Genomic DNA, 17,244 nt, shown 5'->3' on the forward strand with positions numbered 1-17,244 from the left:
TTATTCGCCCCGGTACAGGATGTCAGTACGACGGTTCTGACTCCAGACTGCTTCGCCTTGTCCCAGCGCGCGCGGTTTTTCTTCGCCCAGGCTGACGGATTCAATTTGCGCATCGCGGGCGCCCGCCAAGGTCATCATGTTCTTGACGCTATCGGCGCGGCGTTGCCCCAAAGCCAGATTGTATTCGCGACTACCGCGATCGTCGGTGTTGCCTTGCAGGATCACATTTGCTGTGGGATTGTCACGCAAGAAGCGGGCATGCGACAACACGAGTTCGCGGTATTCGCCTTTGACGGTGTAGCTGTCATAGTCATAATAAACGCTGCGTTGCGACAAAATACTATTCGGGTCATTCAGTTGACTGAAATAACCCGGTCTGCCTCCGCCGCTCCCGCCCAAATCGCTGCTGCTCATGCCGCCACCGGCACCCGAGCCGGCAGCAAGATCGTCCACTTCGGGTTGCGTGGTTTGACTGGCGCATGCCGATAACAGCACGATCATTGAAATACCTAATATTTTTCTCATTTATTAACTCCTTGTGATTAAAAATTGCGAATTACTTCCATTTCGGTAGAGGCCCCCACGCTGGCTCTCTGATATCGCCTGTTTGAACTGACAGATGCTGCCTCGTCTGCCCGTCTCTGGAAACAGCGGATAATATACCATGCCCGTTAATCTCGGTTGCATACAAGATCATCTTGCCATTCGGCGCAAAGCTGGGAGATTCGTCGAATTTGGAGTTCGTCAGTATTTGCACCTGGCGCGAACCGATTTCCTGAACCGCCACGTTGAATTGACCATTGTTGCGGTGGATGAAAGTAAAACTTTTCCCGTCACGGCTATAATCCGGGCTGACATTGTAGCTGCCCTCAAAAGTGAGACGTTCGGCATTGCCGGATTCCGAATCGGTTACCGGCATGCGGTAAATTTGCGGACTACCGCCACGATCGGATGTAAACAGGATATACCGGCCGTCGGGGGAGAAACTCGGCTCGGTATCGATACCGGAGCTTTTGCTCAAGCGCTGCAAGCCGCTGCCGTCCGCATTCACCAGGAAAATTTGCGATCCGCCATGCCCGGACAGCACCACGGCCAGTTTTTTACCGTCGGGAGACCAAGCCGGTGCGCTGTTGCTGCCTTTGAAACTAGCAACCGCTCGGCGTTCGCGCGTTGCCAATGTCTGCACATAGACAATCGGTTTTTTATTTTCAAAGGAGACATAAGCCAACTGACCGCCATCCGGCGACCAAGCCGGTGAAATGATCGGTTCGGTATATTCAATGATCGATTGGGCGTTGTAGCCGTCGGAATCGGCCACCTGCAAGGCATATTTGTTGCCGCGCTTGAGCACGTAGGCGATTCGTGTGCTGAAAACACCTACATCGCCGGTCAATGCTTCGTAAATGACATCGGCGATACGGTGCGCCGCTGCGCGCAATTGTGTCGTGGGAACTGTGATCGCCAGACCGGTCAATTGCGATTTCTTGGCAACGTCCATCAAACGGAACTGTATTTCCACTTGTTCGCTGGACAACGCGACCACGCGGCCGATCACCAATGCATTCGCACCGCGGTTAACCCAGTCGGCATATACGACTTCCACCGGTGCATGCGGCGACAAACCGGCAGGATCGACCAGTCTGAACAAGCCGGTGCGTTGCAAATCGGCACCGATGATCGGCGTGATGCTTTGCTGCAGTTTATTTTCATCGGCAAAAGGAACAATGGCAATTGGAATACGCGATGCGCCGCCGCCGAAAATTTCGATATTCAGTTGCGCATGCGAAGGTATGCTGATGAAGCATAACAACAGAATCCATACACTACGGATAGACTTGAACCAATAAATTGACATAACGATTAAATTTTCAAAAAACAAAAAATTACCGGCTGATTATAACAATCATTCACGATAATGCACCTTAATATTAAGGCTGCGGAACTCGCTAAACAGCGCCGGATCGGGCGGTAACGGCAGCGGTTTGGACAAAAAGATCGCGCGCTCGACCGCACTATCAAAAGACGCGTGTCCACTGCTCTTGATTAATTTGACATCGAGAATATCTCCACCCGGTAACAAAGTAATGTTAAATTCAACCACGGGATTACCTGGAAGATCGGGCGGCATCACAGTTCTGCTTCTGATTTTTGCTCCAATCAGTGCCTTATACTTACCGATTTCGCTCGTTACCTGACTCCTTGCCGCGGCCTGTTGCGCGGCGCGCTGCGCTTCCGCTTCGCGTTGCGCTTTGGCTTCCTGCTCACGCAGCCGTTGCGCCGCCAGCTCTTGTTCTTTCTGCTTCTGTAATTCCTTTTGCTTTTCCAGTGCTTTCTGTTTCTCTATTTCCTTCTGCCTTGCCAATTCTTTTTGCTTTTCCAGCTCTTTCTGCTTCTCGGCTTCTTTTTGCTTCTCTAATTCTTTCTGCTTTTCTAATTCCCTCTTTTTCTCAAGCTCTTTCTTTTTCTCAAGCTCTTTTTGTTTTTCCAGTTCCTTTAATCTTTCCTGCTCCTTAATTTTTTCCTGTTCTTTTTTCTTTTGCGCTTCCAAATCCGGCTTTTCTTTGACGGGTTCCGGTTTCTCCTTCATCGCGATATCCGGTTTTTTGACTGGTGGCGTCACAGCCGCTTTGAGCGGTGCGGGTTTCACCGGCTCCGGCTTAGGCGGCTCGGGCTTCGGTGGTTCCGGTTTCGGCGGTTCGGGTTTAACCGGTTCCGGTTTGGGCGGCTCCGGCTCCGGTTTTGGCTTTACAGGCTCTTCAACAGGTTTAGACTGCTTCGGCGGCGCTTGCGTTTTTACCGGTTCCTGCACCGGTCTGGGCAATTCAGTCCAAATATCGACCACCATCCCTTCCGGCGGATGATCTTTCCAGCTCACACCGAAAATCAAAAATGCAATGAACACCACGTGCACCAGCACTGCCAGCACACCGGCAAGTAGTGATCTTGGTTCGGAATGGGGAGAATTGCGCGGAACGCTCGAACTCATGAGCAATCGTTCATTTTTGTTGAGCCAGCAAACCGACTTTCTGCACTTGGTTTTGTTGCAGAATATCCATCACTTTGATGACTTCTTCGTAGCGCACATTCTTATCCGCCGCGATGACGACGGGTTGTTCGGCATTCTGCGCTTGCTTTTGCTTGATCGCTTCAATCAGCTGATTGCGATCGACTTTCTGTTCGGTGGCCGACTTCGCGCGGTCACGCAAAGTGAGACTGCCATCCGCCTTAATGATCACTTCCAGCGGCGCCGCCGGCGTCGCCAGCGATTTGCCGATTTGCGGCAATTCAATCTGACCGTGGTTGATCATCGGCGCCGTGATCATAAAAATGATCAGCAACACCAGCATCACATCAATGTAAGGCACTACATTGATCTCATTCATCAATCTATGTTTGGCACGACGCGCCATAACAACCTCTCAGTCTTGTTTATTCAGCTGCTCGCCGTTGCAATACATTGGACAACTCTTCCATGAAACTCTCAAAGCGCGTCGCCAGCTGATCCGTCCTGCTGGCGTAACGATTGTAGGCCACCACCGCCGGAATTGCCGCAAACAACCCCATCGCCGTGGCAATCAATGCTTCGGCAATTCCCGGCGCGACATGGGCAATGGTTGCCTGAGTAACGCTCGATAAGCTGCGGAAGGAATTCATAATGCCCCATACGGTGCCGAACAGGCCAATGTAAGGACTGACCGATCCGACAGTGGCCAGGAAAGATAGATGCGATTCCAGATAATCCATTTCACGCTGATACGTAGCACGCATGGCCCTGCGCGTGCTCTCCATGACCGCTTCCAAATCGGATCCGGCAGGATGCTTGGTGAACTCACCAAAACCGGCGGCAAAAATACGCTCCAAACTGCCTGATTCATAGCGCGAACTGATAATGCGTTGATGCAACGCATTCAAGTCGACACCTCGCCAGAAAATATCCTCGAAATCATCGGTTTTCTTGATCTCGTAGCGGATGACGAACAGTTTGCGAAATATGAACCACCAGGATGAGAGTGAAATCAACATCAGAATCAGCATCACCAATTGCACCAACACACTGGCGCTGGTGATCAGATGAAGAAACGACATATCTTGTGTTACTGTTGTGCTCATGCGACTTTCCTAATTTTTTCACGTAATGGCGCAGGAATACGCGTGGGTTTGAGCGTTTCCGCACCGACACACACCACCTGCACCGTGGCACTAACTAGCTTGACATGACTGCATGTGATTTCCTGCAGTAATACGATCCGGCTCCCACCGACTTCGGTAACCGCAACCGACACTTGCAGCAGATCATCCAGTACAGCCGGTTTTAAATATTCAATCTCCAATGCGCGCACCATGAACAATATCTTATGAACTTCACTCAACGCATGCACATTGAACCCCAAAGCCCTGAGCCACTCGTAGCGCGCCCGTTCCAGGAAATTCAGATAAATCGAATGATAGACCACGCCGCCCGCATCTGTATCCTGATAGTAAACGCGAACGGGAAGAGAAAAATTATCGTTTAGCATCGTGAATTGAACACCAAGCTGCAATGATACCTCATGACAGCACGTCCCTAAGCGGGAAAAACACCGGTCGACAAATAGCGGTCACCGCGATCGCACACGATAAAGACAATGACAGCGTTCTCAACTGCAGCGGATACGCGCAGCGCCGCCACCAGTGCGCCGCCGGACGAGATACCAGCAAAAATCCCTTCTTCGCGCGCCAAGCGGCGTGTCATGTCTTCCGCTTCAGGTTGGGAAACATAAATCATCTCATCGACTTGTCTGGCGTCGAAAATTTTCGGCAAGTACGCCGGTGACCATTTGCGGATTCCGGGGATCTGCGCGCCCTCCTCCGGCTGCACACCGATCACTTTGACCGGTGTCGGCTGCTCCTTGAAAAACCGTGAGCACCCCATGATGGTGCCCGTGGTTCCCATGCTACTGACGAAATGCGTGACTTTTCCTTGCGTATCACGCCAGATTTCCGGCGCCGTACTTTCATAGTGCGCCAGCGGATTATCCGGATTGGCGAATTGATCGAGAATGATGCCTTTTCCATCAGCGCGCATCTTCTCCGCCAGATCGCGCGCCTGCTCCATGCCGCCGCTTTTCGGTGTCAGAATGATTTCCGCGCCGTAAGCGCTCATCGATTGCCGCCGTTCGATACTGAGGTTTTCCGGCATGATCAATACCATGCGGTACCCCATCATAGCCGCGGCCATCGCCAGCGCAATGCCGGTATTGCCGCTGGTGGCTTCGATCAGGGTATCACCCGGCTTAATTTCACCGCGTCTCTGCGCATGCGAAATCATCGACAGCGCCGGCCGGTCTTTCACTGATCCCGCCGGATTATTGCCTTCAAGTTTGGCGAGAATAATATTCTGGGTTTTTCCGGGTAGGCGCTTGAGTCTTACTAAAGGCGTATTGCCAACAAAATTCTCAATCGTTTTATACATGAATTCTAACTTTCTTACAGTCAAGCTAGATTATCGCACAAGCTGCCGCCCGCTTTGAAACAATGTAAGCGCGCAAATAAAAACCCCCGCTGAATCACTTCAGAGGGGGTTCTATTCCACTACAGCAAACTACTCCGGCTTAGCTGAAGCTTCCGTGCTTTTCTCGCTTTCGACAGTAATCGCATCACGCAGCTGCTTGATGGTTCCCGCACCGATCCCACCCACTTTTGCCAAATCATCCACAGAAGCGAAGGTGCCGCCTCTCTCACGATACTCAACGATCGCTTTTGCTTTAGCTGGACCAATCCCTTGCAGGGATTCAAGCTCAGCTTGCGTTGCCGTATTGATATTGACAGCTGCGAACGCAGTGCCGGTCAACAGAAATACCAGAGTTATCATTAGAAACAATTTCTGCATAACTTCTCCTATATCAAAAGCAAATACTGACGCACACATTAGAACCAGTGCGTCAGTTTTCACAGATTAAAAAATACCCGCATACATCACTCAAAACTGCCATGCACACAGGTCAAAGTGATATCGGATTCGGCAGAAATTAATTTAGCTAGTGCATTCCCTTTCAGATACTTACGAAAAACCGGTTATCGGCAAACGAAGCTTCAAGCATTGCGGAAACGTGAATGCTTGACCAGTAGAATCGTAATCAGCGGCAACACGAAACCGATGATCGTGACGGTAATCAATAAATGTCCCAGCTCGCTGTAGTCGGCCGGAACCGTGATCTGGCCGGTCGCCATATCTTTCACTTCCCGTTTCACCTCGTAAATCTGATTGAGATACTTGGTGCCCAGTTGCGAAGCCGACAAAGCCAGATTGGTAAACGACGCCATCACGGCGAAGAAAGTCGCTTTAAGTTTTTCCGGCGCGGAATTGGCGATCCAGGCCAGCATCGGCACCATGGCAATTTGCCCCAGCGGCGACTCCAGCGCAGTATCGACCAGCGCAATGAAACGCGCGTCGACAACACCGCCCGTGACCGATGCTGTCCACTCGTGCAAACCGAAATACATGCCGACGATCGGCAGCGACAGAAAGCCGCTGACGATGGTGAGAAAAGCGATGATATAAGCAATCGAACGTTCCGCCATGAAGCGGCGGAAGATGAACATGCCGAACAGCGTCAACACCGCGCCGATCAGCGACAGCACCGCCAGAAACTGCTGATCGAACCCCAGCACATCGATCATCCACCAGGTGGAGCCCGCGCCGGGACTGGGAATCGCACGGAAAACGAAAATCATCAACGCGGTTCCGACCAACACATTGCGCGCCTCGGGCTCGAGCTCTCCAGTCAACCGCCACATCAAAAATACGATGATCACCATGGAAACCGCAAACACGATTTCCTCGCCACCGGATACGCCGCTCACACCCACGCCCAGCGACATCACGGTAAAAGCCAATCCGCCGCCGAGAATCCACCAGTTGATCGCGGGTGCTTCCGCGTGCATGCCGAGCAATTTATTCACATCCTGCCGGCTATGCCCGAGCGCAAGAAAACGTTTGCGCTCGCGCCGCTGCAACCACGACGCAAACACAACACCGAAAATGGAAACAGCGGGAATGATCAAAGCCAATTCGTAAACCAGCAAATACACCGCGCCTTTCTCCGTTTCGGACAGAGATCCGGCGTCGCGCAATAAAAAAACGTTGGCAACGGACACCAGCACGCCGCCACCGATGATGGCGACGCGCCCCAAGGTTTGCATGGTGACGTGCATGAGCTTGCGTTTTTCCGCGTCCAATTTGTTACCGTTCTCGTCGACGCGCGGCACCGCTTCAACGGTCATCGCATCGGCGACCACATCCTGCAACACATAACCGACTGGCGCCAGCAGCGCGGACGATACATACCAAGTCTCAACCGGAGCGATTGCAATCATCGCGTCGGTATGCCCCAGCAAACCGATCATAATGAGCAGACTGAGCATGATCAAACCGGCGCCCAGATACACCAGCAAACCTTTCCAGCGCCATACCAGATCGACCAAATGACCGAGCGGCATCTTGAGCGCCCACGGCAACATCATCCAGAATCCCAGCGCCGCCAGGAATTCTGCGGAAAGACCGAGTTTTTCCTTGACGTAAAACGTGCCCACAATGCCGGTCAAGCCGGAAATACCGGCGGCCACGTACACCATCAGCGGCGGCAGATAGGACAAGCGCATTTCCCGGCCGAGCGCAAGAATATTGGCGCTGAACCACTGCGCGATGACCGATAGCAATCCGTTAGCGGGTAAGAGATTTTTCATGAATTATTATTTTTAACCAAATTGGAATTTGCATGCCGTCACTTCTGTTTTGGACGCACGCCTACTTTGACCGGGATCGATTTCTCCCGCTTGTTGCGGATCACTGTAACCGTGACGGTTTCACCCGGCGGCAACGCGGCCACCACGTTCAGCATCTCGGACGAATTCTTCAGCGGCTTGCCCGCTATCCCAATCAGAATATCGCCTGTCTTGATGCCGGCCTTGTCCGCCGGACCGTCTTTCAGCACACTGGCGATCAGCGCTCCGCTCGGCTCTTCCAGTCCGAAAGATTCCGCCAGCTCCAACGTCATATCCTGCATGCTGACACCGAGCCAGCCGCGAATCACGCTGCCGGTTTGCACGATCTGTTCCATAATCTGCTTGGCGATATGCACCGGAATGGCGAATCCGATACCGAGCGAGCCGCCGCTGCGCGAATAAATCGCCGTATTGATGCCGATCAAATTGCCCGATGTATCGGTCAATGCGCCACCGGAATTGCCCGGATTGATCGCCGCGTCGGTTTGAATGAAATCTTCGAAGGTATTGATGCCGACCCGGCTCCGGCTCAGCGCGCTGACTATGCCCATGGTGACGCTTTGTCCGACACCGAAAGGATTGCCGACCGCCAACACCACATCGCCAACCTTGACTTGCTGCGACTGGCCGAACGTGATCACCGGCAAATCCGTTAGATTGGTTTTCAGCACCGCCAGATCGGTTTCCGGATCGGAACCGATCAGTTTCGCTTTCGCCTTGCGGCCATCGACCAGTGCAATCTCAACCTCATCAGCCGCTTCGATCACATGATGATTGGTCAATATATAACCGTTGGCACTGACAATCACACCCGAGCCCAGGCTTGAGGCGCGCCGTGGCCTGGATTCGAATTGCTCGCCGAAGAAACGGCGGAAAGCGGGATCATCCATGAACGGATGAGCGGGCTCCCTGACCTCTTTACTGGTAAAGATATTCACCACCGACGGCATAGCAAGCTCCGCCGCCTTGGAATAGCTATCCGGCCTATTCTCTTCAACTACCGGCGCAATCTCCCGGATCGTCACGATTTCCCCGCGCGGCTTCCACGGCAGCAATTCCGGCCGCAGCGTGGAAATCACAAAAAAAATAGCCAGCAATACTGTCGCGGTTTGTGCAAAAATCAACCAGAATCTGTACATCAAAATAAGTTACTCCAAAATAATAAAGCCGCTGAAATGAATCGATTGCGGAGTAGTATATGCGCGAAGGAGAAAATCAATGCATCGCGATGCGCTGGAAAATCATCTGAATCAATTACTGGACATATCCCATTTTCATGATTATTGCCCAAATGGCCTGCAAGTGGAAGGGCGCGACAGCATTCAAACCCTGATCAGCGGCGTTACCGCTTCGCTCGATCTGTTGCAAGCTGCCGCCGCGGCCAAGGCGGACGCCATCCTGGTGCATCACGGCTACTTCTGGCGCGGCGAGGATATGCGCATCACCGGTATGAAAAGCCGCCGCATTGCACTGCTGATGCAGCAGCAAATCAATTTATTCACCTATCATCTGCCGCTGGATGCGCACCCGCATCTCGGCAACAATGCGTTGCTGGGCAAGAAGCTGGGATTGATTGAAACCGGCCATTTCGGCGAGCAGGATATCGCGGCGCGCGGAGAATTGAGCCAGGCGACCACGTTGAGCGCCTTCGCGGAAAAAATAGCGCGCACGCTGCTGCGCAAACCGACCATCATCGGCGATCCCGGCAAGCCCATCCGGCAAATCGCATGGTGCACCGGTGCTGCACAGAGCTACTTTGAGATTGCCATTCAACAAGGCGTAGATGCTTACATCACGGGTGAAATTTCCGAGCAGAATGTACATGCCGCGCGTGAATCCGGTATCGCGTTTATCGCCGCCGGGCATCATGCCACCGAGCGTTACGGCGTGCAGGCCGTGGGCGATCACATCGCGCAGAAATTCGGCATCCAGCATCAGTTCATCGATATTGAAAATCCGGTTTAGCCTGCAATCCGGCAATATTCACACCGGCGCATGGGATGCGCACAACGAGGAAATAACGTTTATGATCATTTATCCTTGTTTTCATCATCCTTCTTCTTTCTGCCCGAAAACATGGTCCACCAGATTATAAAAAGAAACAAACCCAGCGCCACTGCCGCTTCGACTACAAGCCACCACCAATTCATAATGTAAGATACACGCTCAAGTTAAAAACAGACCGCTACTCTAACCAAAATCCGATGAAAAACCAATTCAGTTTTATTGTTGTTATCTCGTACCTGCTCCTCACAGCCTGCGCTACCGGGCCTATCAGTCCCACGCAGCCGCCCGCTGAGCCGGCTGAAGCCGTCAAGCCGCCGCCACCCGAAAAGCCGCTGACCAAATCCGTACACAAACCCGTTCAGTGGTCGGCATTAACCGGCTGGAAACAGGACGATCTGCAACCGGCGTGGCAGGCATTCCTGAAAAGCTGCACGGTTTTAAGCAAGCAACCGGCTTGGAAGGAAACTTGCCGGTTAGCGGCGGTGCAAAAGAAAACCGATAACACCGCGTTGAGAAATTTTTTTGAAACCTACTTCACGCCCTATCAAATCGTCAACACCGACAACAGCGAAGAGGGATTGATCACCGGTTACTACGAACCGTTGCTCAAAGGCAGCCGCAAACCCTCCAGCCGCTATCGCTACCCGGTGTACGCCGCCCCGGACGATTTGCTGACCATCGAACTGGGCGCCGCCTATCCCGAACTGAAGGATCTGCGCTTGCGCGGCCGTTTGAACGGACGCAAGGTTGTTCCTTATCACAGCCGGGCGGATATCATGAGCAATCCGAAACTGCTCAACGGTTACGAGCTGCTGTGGGTGGAAGACGAAGTAGAGTTGTTCTTTCTGCACGTTCAGGGTTCCGGCCGGATCGTGCTCGATAGCGGAGAAGCCATGAAAATCGGCTTTGCCGATCAGAACGGTTACCCGTATAACTCGATCGGCAAACTCCTGGTCGAACGCGGCGAATTGCCGCTGGAAAAAGCTTCCATGCAAGGTATCAAACAATGGGGGCAGCAAAATCCTAAGAAACTGCCCGAGCTGTTGCAGCAAAACGCCCGTTATGTATTTTTCCGCGAACTGCCATCCGATTTATCCGGACCGATCGGCGCTCTGGGCGTGCCGTTGACTGCCGGGCGCAGTATCGCGATCGATCCACTGTCGATCCCGCAGGGCGCGCCGGTATTTCTGGCGACCACCTGGCCCAACAGCAACAAGCCATTGAACCGGCTGATGGTGGCGCAGGATGTCGGTAGCGCCATCAAAGGCGGAATCCGCGCCGACTTCTTCTGGGGATTCGGCCATGAAGCGGGCAATCAGGCGGGAAAAATGAAGCAACGCGGAAAGCTATGGGTATTGATGCCGCGCGACTATCGATCGCCCACTCTCACACGGCAATAAAAAAAGCTTGCTGAATTTCCCAGCAAGCTTTTTTGCATCGCTCGTTTGAGATTATTTGCTTTTATCCGCGCTTTCCAGTTTTTCCTCGATGGTCGTGGCGGGAATCATGCCGCCGACAATCGAACCGTCGGCGAAAATCAGCGTCGGCGTGCCCGATACTTTATTTTCATGGCCTGATTTCAGCAATGCTTCCAACGGAGTGTCACAATCCTTACCCGATGGCGCAACCCCTTTCAGCATAAAATCATCCCAGGCTTTGATTTGATCCTTGGAACACCAGATTTTTTTCGACAATTCCATCGAGCCTTTCAACACTGGGTACAGCAAGGTATAAATCGTAACGTTCTTGATGTTCAGCAATTCTTTCTCCAGCTGCTTGCAATACGGGCAATTCGGATCGGTAAATACGGCCAGCTTGCGCGAACCATCGCCCTTCACGATTTTGATAGCATGTTGCAACGGCAGGGATTCCAATGGCACGCGGCGCGCCGCTTTGATTTCCTGCATGCGTTCGTTGGTCAGGCTGGTGCGGCTTCTCGCATCGATCATATGACCGAAGAAAAAATAATTGGCTTTATCGTCGGTATAAAACACTTCATCACCCACCACCACTTCATACAAACCCAAAAGCGGTGTTTTCTTCAGGCTATCGATCGTGTGTCCCTGAAAATGCGGCTGTATGGCTTTTTTCAAAGCTTCTTCATCGGCCCAGGTGGATCCGCAGAAAAAACTCAGTAGCAGGATTGAGATGAACAGCTTTAAGCGCATGGCCATAATGACTCCAGTGTTAGAAAATAAAATTTAATTCAACGCGTGCTGCATCAGGCGGTTTTTGATCAGCGGCAAGCGGTTGGTAATCTCCAATCCAAGATTGCGCATGCGCGCCAGCGTCGGATTGGCGTTATTGAACAATTTCTGCAAACCGTCGGTGACCAGCTCCAGCGCCAGAATATCTTCCTTGCGCGCCAGCTCGTAACGCCGCAGCAGCATAAAATCGCCGCAATCGGCTTGCGGTCCGCGCTGTTTGAGAATCGCCGCAAGCTCGCGGGTATCGCGCAACCCCAGATTCACCCCCTGTCCGGCCAGCGGATGAATGCCGTGCGCGGCATCGCCGATGAGCACCAAACGCGGCTTGATCAATTGATCCACATGGACAAAATTCAGCGGAAAACCAACCGGCGGGGTAATCAACTGCAATTTGCCCAGCGTATGCGAGGAAGCCTCCTCCACGCGGGCGCACAATTCGTCAGCCGGCAGATTGCGCAAGAAATCGGCATGATCCTCCGTGGCCGACCACACCATCGATACCCGTTTGTCCGGCAACGGCAGCAACGCCAGCACACCGTCCCGCCTGAACCATTGATGGGCGATCTGGCGATGCGATCGTTCCGTGCTGAAATTGGCTACCACGCCAATCTGGTTATACGCATGGCGCGACACCTCGATTTCCGCCTGTTTGCGCACCCAGGAATTCACGCCATCGGCGCCCACCACCAAAGCAGCTTCAAGCTGGCTGCCGTCCGCCAATTGCACCTCGGCATGCGTGTCATGCCAAACAATCGCTGTACATTTCGCCGGACAAAAGATGTGCAGATTTTCATCCGCAGATTTAAGCACTTCCCACACAGCCGATTGCAGTTGACGGTTCTCGGCAATAAACGCCAGTTCCGGCACGCCGATCTCATACGCGCTGAAATTGATGCGCGCGGTATTGTCATCGCCGAACACCGCCATCTCATAAACCGGCGCGACACGTTCCGCCGCCATCAACCGCCACACCCCCAGCTCCTGCAGAAAAGCCGCGCTACCTGGACTGATCGCATACACCCGGCTATCCCAGCTATCATCCTGCGGCAACGGCAGCGTTTCATGCGGCTCTATCAGCGCAATTTTCAGGCCGCTACCCTGCAGCGCAGCCACCAAGCTTGCCCCCACGAGTCCGCCACCAATTACGATCATATCGAATTTCATGGAATTGATTATACAGTCGCTTTGTTGCGGATAGGTAATACAAACTGCATCTCCACTGAAAGCGGAAGCCGGTTGACTATCTGATTCACCCGGCAGCCGAACATTTTCAGCGCGGCCCGGCAGATGGCCAGGTCACGTTAAATAATTGGAAAACAACACCGAATCCCCTGAAAACACGCATAAACCCTTGTCAGGTCACATTTTTGATCTTGACAAGCCACCCCCTCAAAGGCAAAATGCGTCCCTTGCGTTTTAGCACATGGCGAATTAGCTCAGTGGTTAGAGCAGCGGAATCATAATCCGTTGGTCCGGGGTTCAAATCCCTGATTCGCCACCATCAGACACACCAAGCTGATCGGAAAAATCAGCACCCCCCATTGATTCGAAGTCCCCAATCTTCCTAGTTGCAACCGCTTAATCTTTTGGTTTGATTTTGCTCGCGGCTTTGAGGTCGGGCGCTACATGATTAAGTCGAATTTAATTACAGATACATTTGTGTTTCAATCCTCGCCCGGCTTTGGGGCCGGGCGCTACGTCGCTATTTGCGCGGATTGCGAATTTTGATTGCGTTTCAATCCTCGCCCGGCTTTGGGGCCGGGCGCTACCGAACTTCTATTTGGGTGTTGTCGCTCTTGGTAAGTTTCAATCCTCGCCCGGCTTTGGGGCCGAGCGCTACGCGGAAAAGGCGGCAGAGCAAGGAATAACGCCGCTTGTTTCAATCCTCGCCCGGCTTTGGGGCCGGGCGCTACATTGCGCGGTGAGTGAGTCGCCCATCCACATAATCGTTTCAATCCTCGCCCGGCTTTGGGGCCGGGCGCTACTTTGTGCTTCGCTTTCTTCTGCCGGCCGCGGATCAGGTTTCAATCCTCGCCCGGCTTTGGGGCCGGGCGCTACCACCCGCGCTGGACGACTCATGGTGGCTGGTTGATGTTTCAATCCTCGCCCGGCTTTGGGGCCGGGCGCTACAGTCCCATCGGCTGATCGTAAGATGCCAGCAGCATGTTTCAATCCTCGCCCGGCTTTGGGGCCGGGCGCTACATGCCTTTCAGTCCGTCTTGAAACGGATCGAAAAGGTTTCAATCCTCGCCCGGCTTTGGGGCCGGGCGCTACTGCGATTCTGCTTTATCTTCCTGTGGTTTTACGCTGTTTCAATCCTCGCCCGGCTTTGGGGCCGGGCGCTACTCACGAATCCGCAGATTGACATCGGTCATATCCTTTTTGTTTCAATCCTCGCCCGGCTTTGGGGCCGGGCGCTACGTTTTCTCACAGATTCTGGCGCTACCGCATCAACGTTTCAATCCTCGCCCGGCTTTGGGGCCGGGCGCTACCTCAATCTCGGCGTTGTTGAGTGCGATCTTTTCCTGTTTCAATCCTCGCCCGGCTTTGGGGCCGGGCGCTACCAACACAGCACAATCCGCACAGCGCAGTCTGACCGGTTTCAATCCTCGCCCGGCTTTGGGGCCGGGCGCTACGGTAAAAAGACATGCATAAGCTGTTTTATGAGGATGTTTCAATCCTCGCCCGGCTTTGGGGCCGGGCGCTACGACTTTTTAAAAAAATTTGTCCATTTTAATTATGAGTTTCAATCCTCGCCCGGCTTTGGGGCCGGGCGCTACCGGTGCAATTATCAATTCTGTGTACCTAATTTAATGTTTCAATCCTCGCCCGGCTTTGGGGCCGGGCGCTACCTAAAAAAGTTGCAAATTTATTACCGAGAGAGCGCTGTTTCAATCCTCGCCCGGCTTTGGGGCCGGGCGCTACTCTTATGGACCTGGTTAAGTTACTGGTGTTTTTTGTTTCAATCCTCGCCCGGCTTTGGGGCCGGGCGCTACAATCCTCCCGAGTCACCCATTAAATCGACAAATTCAGTTTCAATCCTCGCCCGGCTTTGGGGCCGGGCGCTACTGCCCGTTGCAATTACCCAAAGGCGCAGCGGTAGCAGTTTCAATCCTCGCCCGGCTTTGGGGCCGGGCGCTACTCCGGTTGCGGATGCAATTCATCAGCCACAAATGGTTTCAATCCTCGCCCGGCTTTGGGGCCGGGCGCTACAAAATCATTCGCTTTCATAATAACAATCTAGCTAGTTTCAATCCTCGCCCGGCTTTGGGGCCGGGCGCTACATGTACTACCATTTTATTTCATGGCCGATTTTTATGTTTCAATCCTCGCCCGGCTTTGGGGCCGGGCGCTACAGATAGATGCAAGCGCGCCGAATCCGCGCGATATTGTTTCAATCCTCGCCCGGCTTTGGGGCCGGGCGCTACCGATGAATCACTGAGAGACGGACGTAAACTATATGTTTCAATCCTCGCCCGGCTTTGGGGCCGGGCGCTACGACCTTGCCAGCATCCAACGCGGGCACCCCGGCTTGTTTCAATCCTCGCCCGGCTTTGGGGCCGGGCGCTACTCTGGTTTTGCTGCTAATGCATGGCTGGCAAATTGTTTCAATCCTCGCCCGGCTTTGGGGCCGGGCGCTACTGCCGGAGAAGTGGGGTTTATCATCTCCGGCATTAGTTTCAATCCTCGCCCGGCTTTGGGGCCGGGCGCTACAGTACAACTGCAACCCGATCATACAACAAAGAAATTTTTTGTTCACCCGCGAACTGGCGATTTTGGGATTGATTTTTGATTATGATTGCGAACAGGGTTTTTAGGAAATCATCATTTTTCATGATGTTATTCTTTCCGCGAACCGGCTGGTGTTTTGCCGTTGCTTGGGATTCGCGGATGTTAAACGATGAGCGATCCATCGAAATCGATGGCTTTGAATTTTCCATATTCCTTGACGTGCAGATCGACGGGCTCGGTCAAACGATATAGCCGCAGGTTGTCTTCCTTTTCGTCTATCTCGGCCAGTAATCTGCGTTCTAGATCTTCATACTGCATCAAACTGACTTTACACTCGAATACCGATTTTTGCACGCGCTGTCCGATACCTTCGCAGATTTTGGCAACGCGCCGCAATCTTCTGCGGCCTTCCTTGGTTTCGGTTGATACATCGTAGGTTACGATAATCAGCATGGTTATTTCACCAGAAAGGGAATATACGCTTCCATGTCGCCGCGAATGGTGCGCGCCATGAAACGCGCTTGCAGTTGCGGCAACAACCCGAACGGCACCTTGGCATCCAGCAGCGGATGGCTGATTTCTTCCTGCTTGCGTTCTTGATAAGCGGCTACAACGATTTTCCGCGCATCATCTTCCAGATACACTGCGCCGCCTTCGCGTATCTGTAAATTGCGCTCGGTGATCTGGCCGCGATTGACGAGCGTGAGCGCCAGCCGGTCCGCCAGAATCGACCGGAATTCTTCCATCAGATCGAGCGCCAAGGCGGCTCGCCCCGGCCGCACCGCGTGCAGGAAACCCAGCTGCGGATCAAGCCCGACGCTTTCAATTGCCGAGCGGCAATCGTTCATCACCATCGCATAGAGAAATGACAGCAGCGCATTGAAACGGTCACGTGGCGGCCTGCGCGTGCGCCCGTCCATGGTGAAGTGCTCGCGGACATTACGCCGCACCAAACTCGGCAGCGCGGAGAAATACACTTTGGCGGCATCGCCTTCAATGCCGCGCACCACGTCCAGATCCGCCGCTACCGCCAGATTGCGTATGGAACCAGCCAATGCTTCCGATGCTTGGGTGAGTATTTTTTGATCTTGTTCGTCTGTTGTTTCACGCGCGCCGCGCTGCAAAACCTGACGGGAATTACGCAATTTTCCGGCAATCACGGCTCTGGCTACTGTCAGTACGAACGGTTCCTCTGCCGCTTTGCGATGCTGCGCCTGACGCAACAGAATATTGCCGCTGACCGCGCCTTCCAACCGAGCCTTGAATCGCCCGTTGCCATCGAGTAATACCAAGCCGATGCCATCGTCGGCGCAGCGATGCATCAACGCCGGAGAAATCATGATATTGCCAAAGCAAACGAGCGTGCCCAAATGATGCAACGGCACTTGAAGTTTCTTTTGCCGTTCCACATCGATGCGCACGGTATCGTTTTCCAAATGCGCGTAGGCATTGGGCGTCATAATGTAGAGTGTGTTGAGGATTTGGTACATTGTGTATTACAATTTGTGAAATTTATTGCAAGTTATTGGGAGTT

General features: G+C 53.2%; 16 protein-coding genes, 1 tRNA gene and 1 CRISPR repeat array. Of the genes, 3 read left to right on the forward strand and 14 right to left on the reverse strand.

The genetic code is table 11. The annotated features are described in order from the left end of the window. The 10 genes from pal to HRU77_07470 form a co-directional block, all read right to left on the reverse strand. A complete protein-coding gene (gene pal, locus HRU77_07425; GenBank protein ID QOJ20541.1) occupies window positions 1-525 on the reverse strand; it encodes a peptidoglycan-associated lipoprotein Pal in 525 nt (174 codons plus the stop codon). A 31-nt stretch (window positions 526-556) separates the two neighbouring features. Continuing rightward, window positions 557-1,855, reverse strand: coding sequence for a Tol-Pal system protein TolB (tolB, locus tag HRU77_07430; GenBank protein ID QOJ20542.1), 1,299 nt, complete (start codon window positions 1,853-1,855; stop codon window positions 557-559). Window positions 1,856-1,903: 48 nt separating this feature from the next. Further along, window positions 1,904-2,986 (reverse strand): cell envelope integrity protein TolA, encoded by a 1,083-nt coding sequence (gene tolA, locus HRU77_07435; GenBank protein QOJ20543.1) that lies wholly within the window; start codon window positions 2,984-2,986, stop codon window positions 1,904-1,906. Window positions 2,987-2,996: 10 nt separating this feature from the next. Next, window positions 2,997-3,410, reverse strand: a complete 414-nt coding sequence (tolR, locus tag HRU77_07440) for a protein TolR (GenBank protein ID QOJ20544.1) — start codon at window positions 3,408-3,410, stop codon at window positions 2,997-2,999. Window positions 3,411-3,429: 19 nt separating this feature from the next. Continuing rightward, on the reverse strand, window positions 3,430-4,110 hold the full coding sequence (gene tolQ / locus HRU77_07445; protein ID QOJ20545.1) for a protein TolQ: 681 nt from the start codon (window positions 4,108-4,110) through the stop codon (window positions 3,430-3,432). Then, on the reverse strand, window positions 4,107-4,517 hold the full coding sequence (ybgC, locus tag HRU77_07450; protein QOJ20546.1) for a tol-pal system-associated acyl-CoA thioesterase: 411 nt from the start codon (window positions 4,515-4,517) through the stop codon (window positions 4,107-4,109). The genes tolQ and ybgC overlap by 4 nt, the downstream gene beginning before the upstream one ends. 47 nt (window positions 4,518-4,564) lie before the next feature. Continuing rightward, window positions 4,565-5,452 (reverse strand): cysteine synthase CysM, encoded by an 888-nt coding sequence (gene cysM, locus HRU77_07455; GenBank protein QOJ20547.1) that lies wholly within the window; start codon window positions 5,450-5,452, stop codon window positions 4,565-4,567. A gap of 129 nt (window positions 5,453-5,581) precedes the next feature. Further along, window positions 5,582-5,869, reverse strand: a complete 288-nt coding sequence (locus HRU77_07460; GenBank protein QOJ20548.1) for a ComEA family DNA-binding protein — start codon at window positions 5,867-5,869, stop codon at window positions 5,582-5,584. Between the two features lie 203 nt (window positions 5,870-6,072). Beyond that, window positions 6,073-7,725, reverse strand: coding sequence for a hypothetical protein (locus HRU77_07465; protein QOJ20549.1), 1,653 nt, complete (start codon window positions 7,723-7,725; stop codon window positions 6,073-6,075). A 38-nt stretch (window positions 7,726-7,763) separates the two neighbouring features. Further along, window positions 7,764-8,903: a Do family serine endopeptidase gene (locus tag HRU77_07470; protein QOJ20550.1), complete on the reverse strand. Its 1,140-nt coding sequence runs from the start codon at window positions 8,901-8,903 to the stop codon at window positions 7,764-7,766. Window positions 8,904-8,982: 79 nt separating this feature from the next. On the opposite strand from HRU77_07470, the gene HRU77_07475 reads away from it, so the two are divergent. Both HRU77_07475 and HRU77_07480 read left to right on the forward strand, forming a co-directional pair. Next, complete coding sequence (locus HRU77_07475; GenBank protein QOJ20551.1) at window positions 8,983-9,729, forward strand: Nif3-like dinuclear metal center hexameric protein; 747 nt, start codon at window positions 8,983-8,985, stop codon at window positions 9,727-9,729. Window positions 9,730-9,968: 239 nt separating this feature from the next. Then, window positions 9,969-11,171: a murein transglycosylase A gene (locus HRU77_07480; GenBank protein ID QOJ20552.1), complete on the forward strand. Its 1,203-nt coding sequence runs from the start codon at window positions 9,969-9,971 to the stop codon at window positions 11,169-11,171. A gap of 51 nt (window positions 11,172-11,222) precedes the next feature. On the opposite strand, the gene HRU77_07485 is transcribed toward HRU77_07480, so the two are convergent. Then, window positions 11,223-11,945, reverse strand: a complete 723-nt coding sequence (locus HRU77_07485; GenBank protein ID QOJ20553.1) for a DsbC family protein — start codon at window positions 11,943-11,945, stop codon at window positions 11,223-11,225. 27 nt (window positions 11,946-11,972) lie between these two features. Next, window positions 11,973-13,142, reverse strand: a complete 1,170-nt coding sequence (locus HRU77_07490; protein ID QOJ20554.1) for a UbiH/UbiF family hydroxylase — start codon at window positions 13,140-13,142, stop codon at window positions 11,973-11,975. 261 nt (window positions 13,143-13,403) lie between these two features. On the opposite strand from HRU77_07490, the gene HRU77_07495 reads away from it, so the two are divergent. Next, a tRNA-Met gene (locus HRU77_07495) sits at window positions 13,404-13,479 on the forward strand. An 88-nt stretch (window positions 13,480-13,567) separates the two neighbouring features. Continuing rightward, a CRISPR array of direct repeats spans window positions 13,568-15,692; the repeat unit is 37 nt; unit sequence GTTTCAATCCTCGCCCGGCTTTGGGGCCGGGCGCTAC. Window positions 15,693-15,872: 180 nt separating this feature from the next. Here HRU77_07495 and cas2 read toward each other — a convergent pair. Together cas2 and cas1c are read right to left on the reverse strand one after the other, a co-directional pair. After that, a complete protein-coding gene (gene cas2, locus HRU77_07500; protein ID QOJ20555.1) occupies window positions 15,873-16,163 on the reverse strand; it encodes a CRISPR-associated endonuclease Cas2 in 291 nt (96 codons plus the stop codon). A gap of 2 nt (window positions 16,164-16,165) precedes the next feature. Then, the gene (gene cas1c / locus HRU77_07505) at window positions 16,166-17,200 is read right to left on the reverse strand and encodes a type I-C CRISPR-associated endonuclease Cas1 (protein QOJ20556.1); all 1,035 of its coding nucleotides are present in this window, start codon (window positions 17,198-17,200) and stop codon (window positions 16,166-16,168) included. Window positions 17,201-17,244 lie beyond the last annotated feature (44 nt).

The organism is Gammaproteobacteria bacterium (assembly GCA_015709615.1).
Lineage (GTDB): Bacteria > Pseudomonadota > Gammaproteobacteria > Burkholderiales > Nitrosomonadaceae > Nitrosomonas.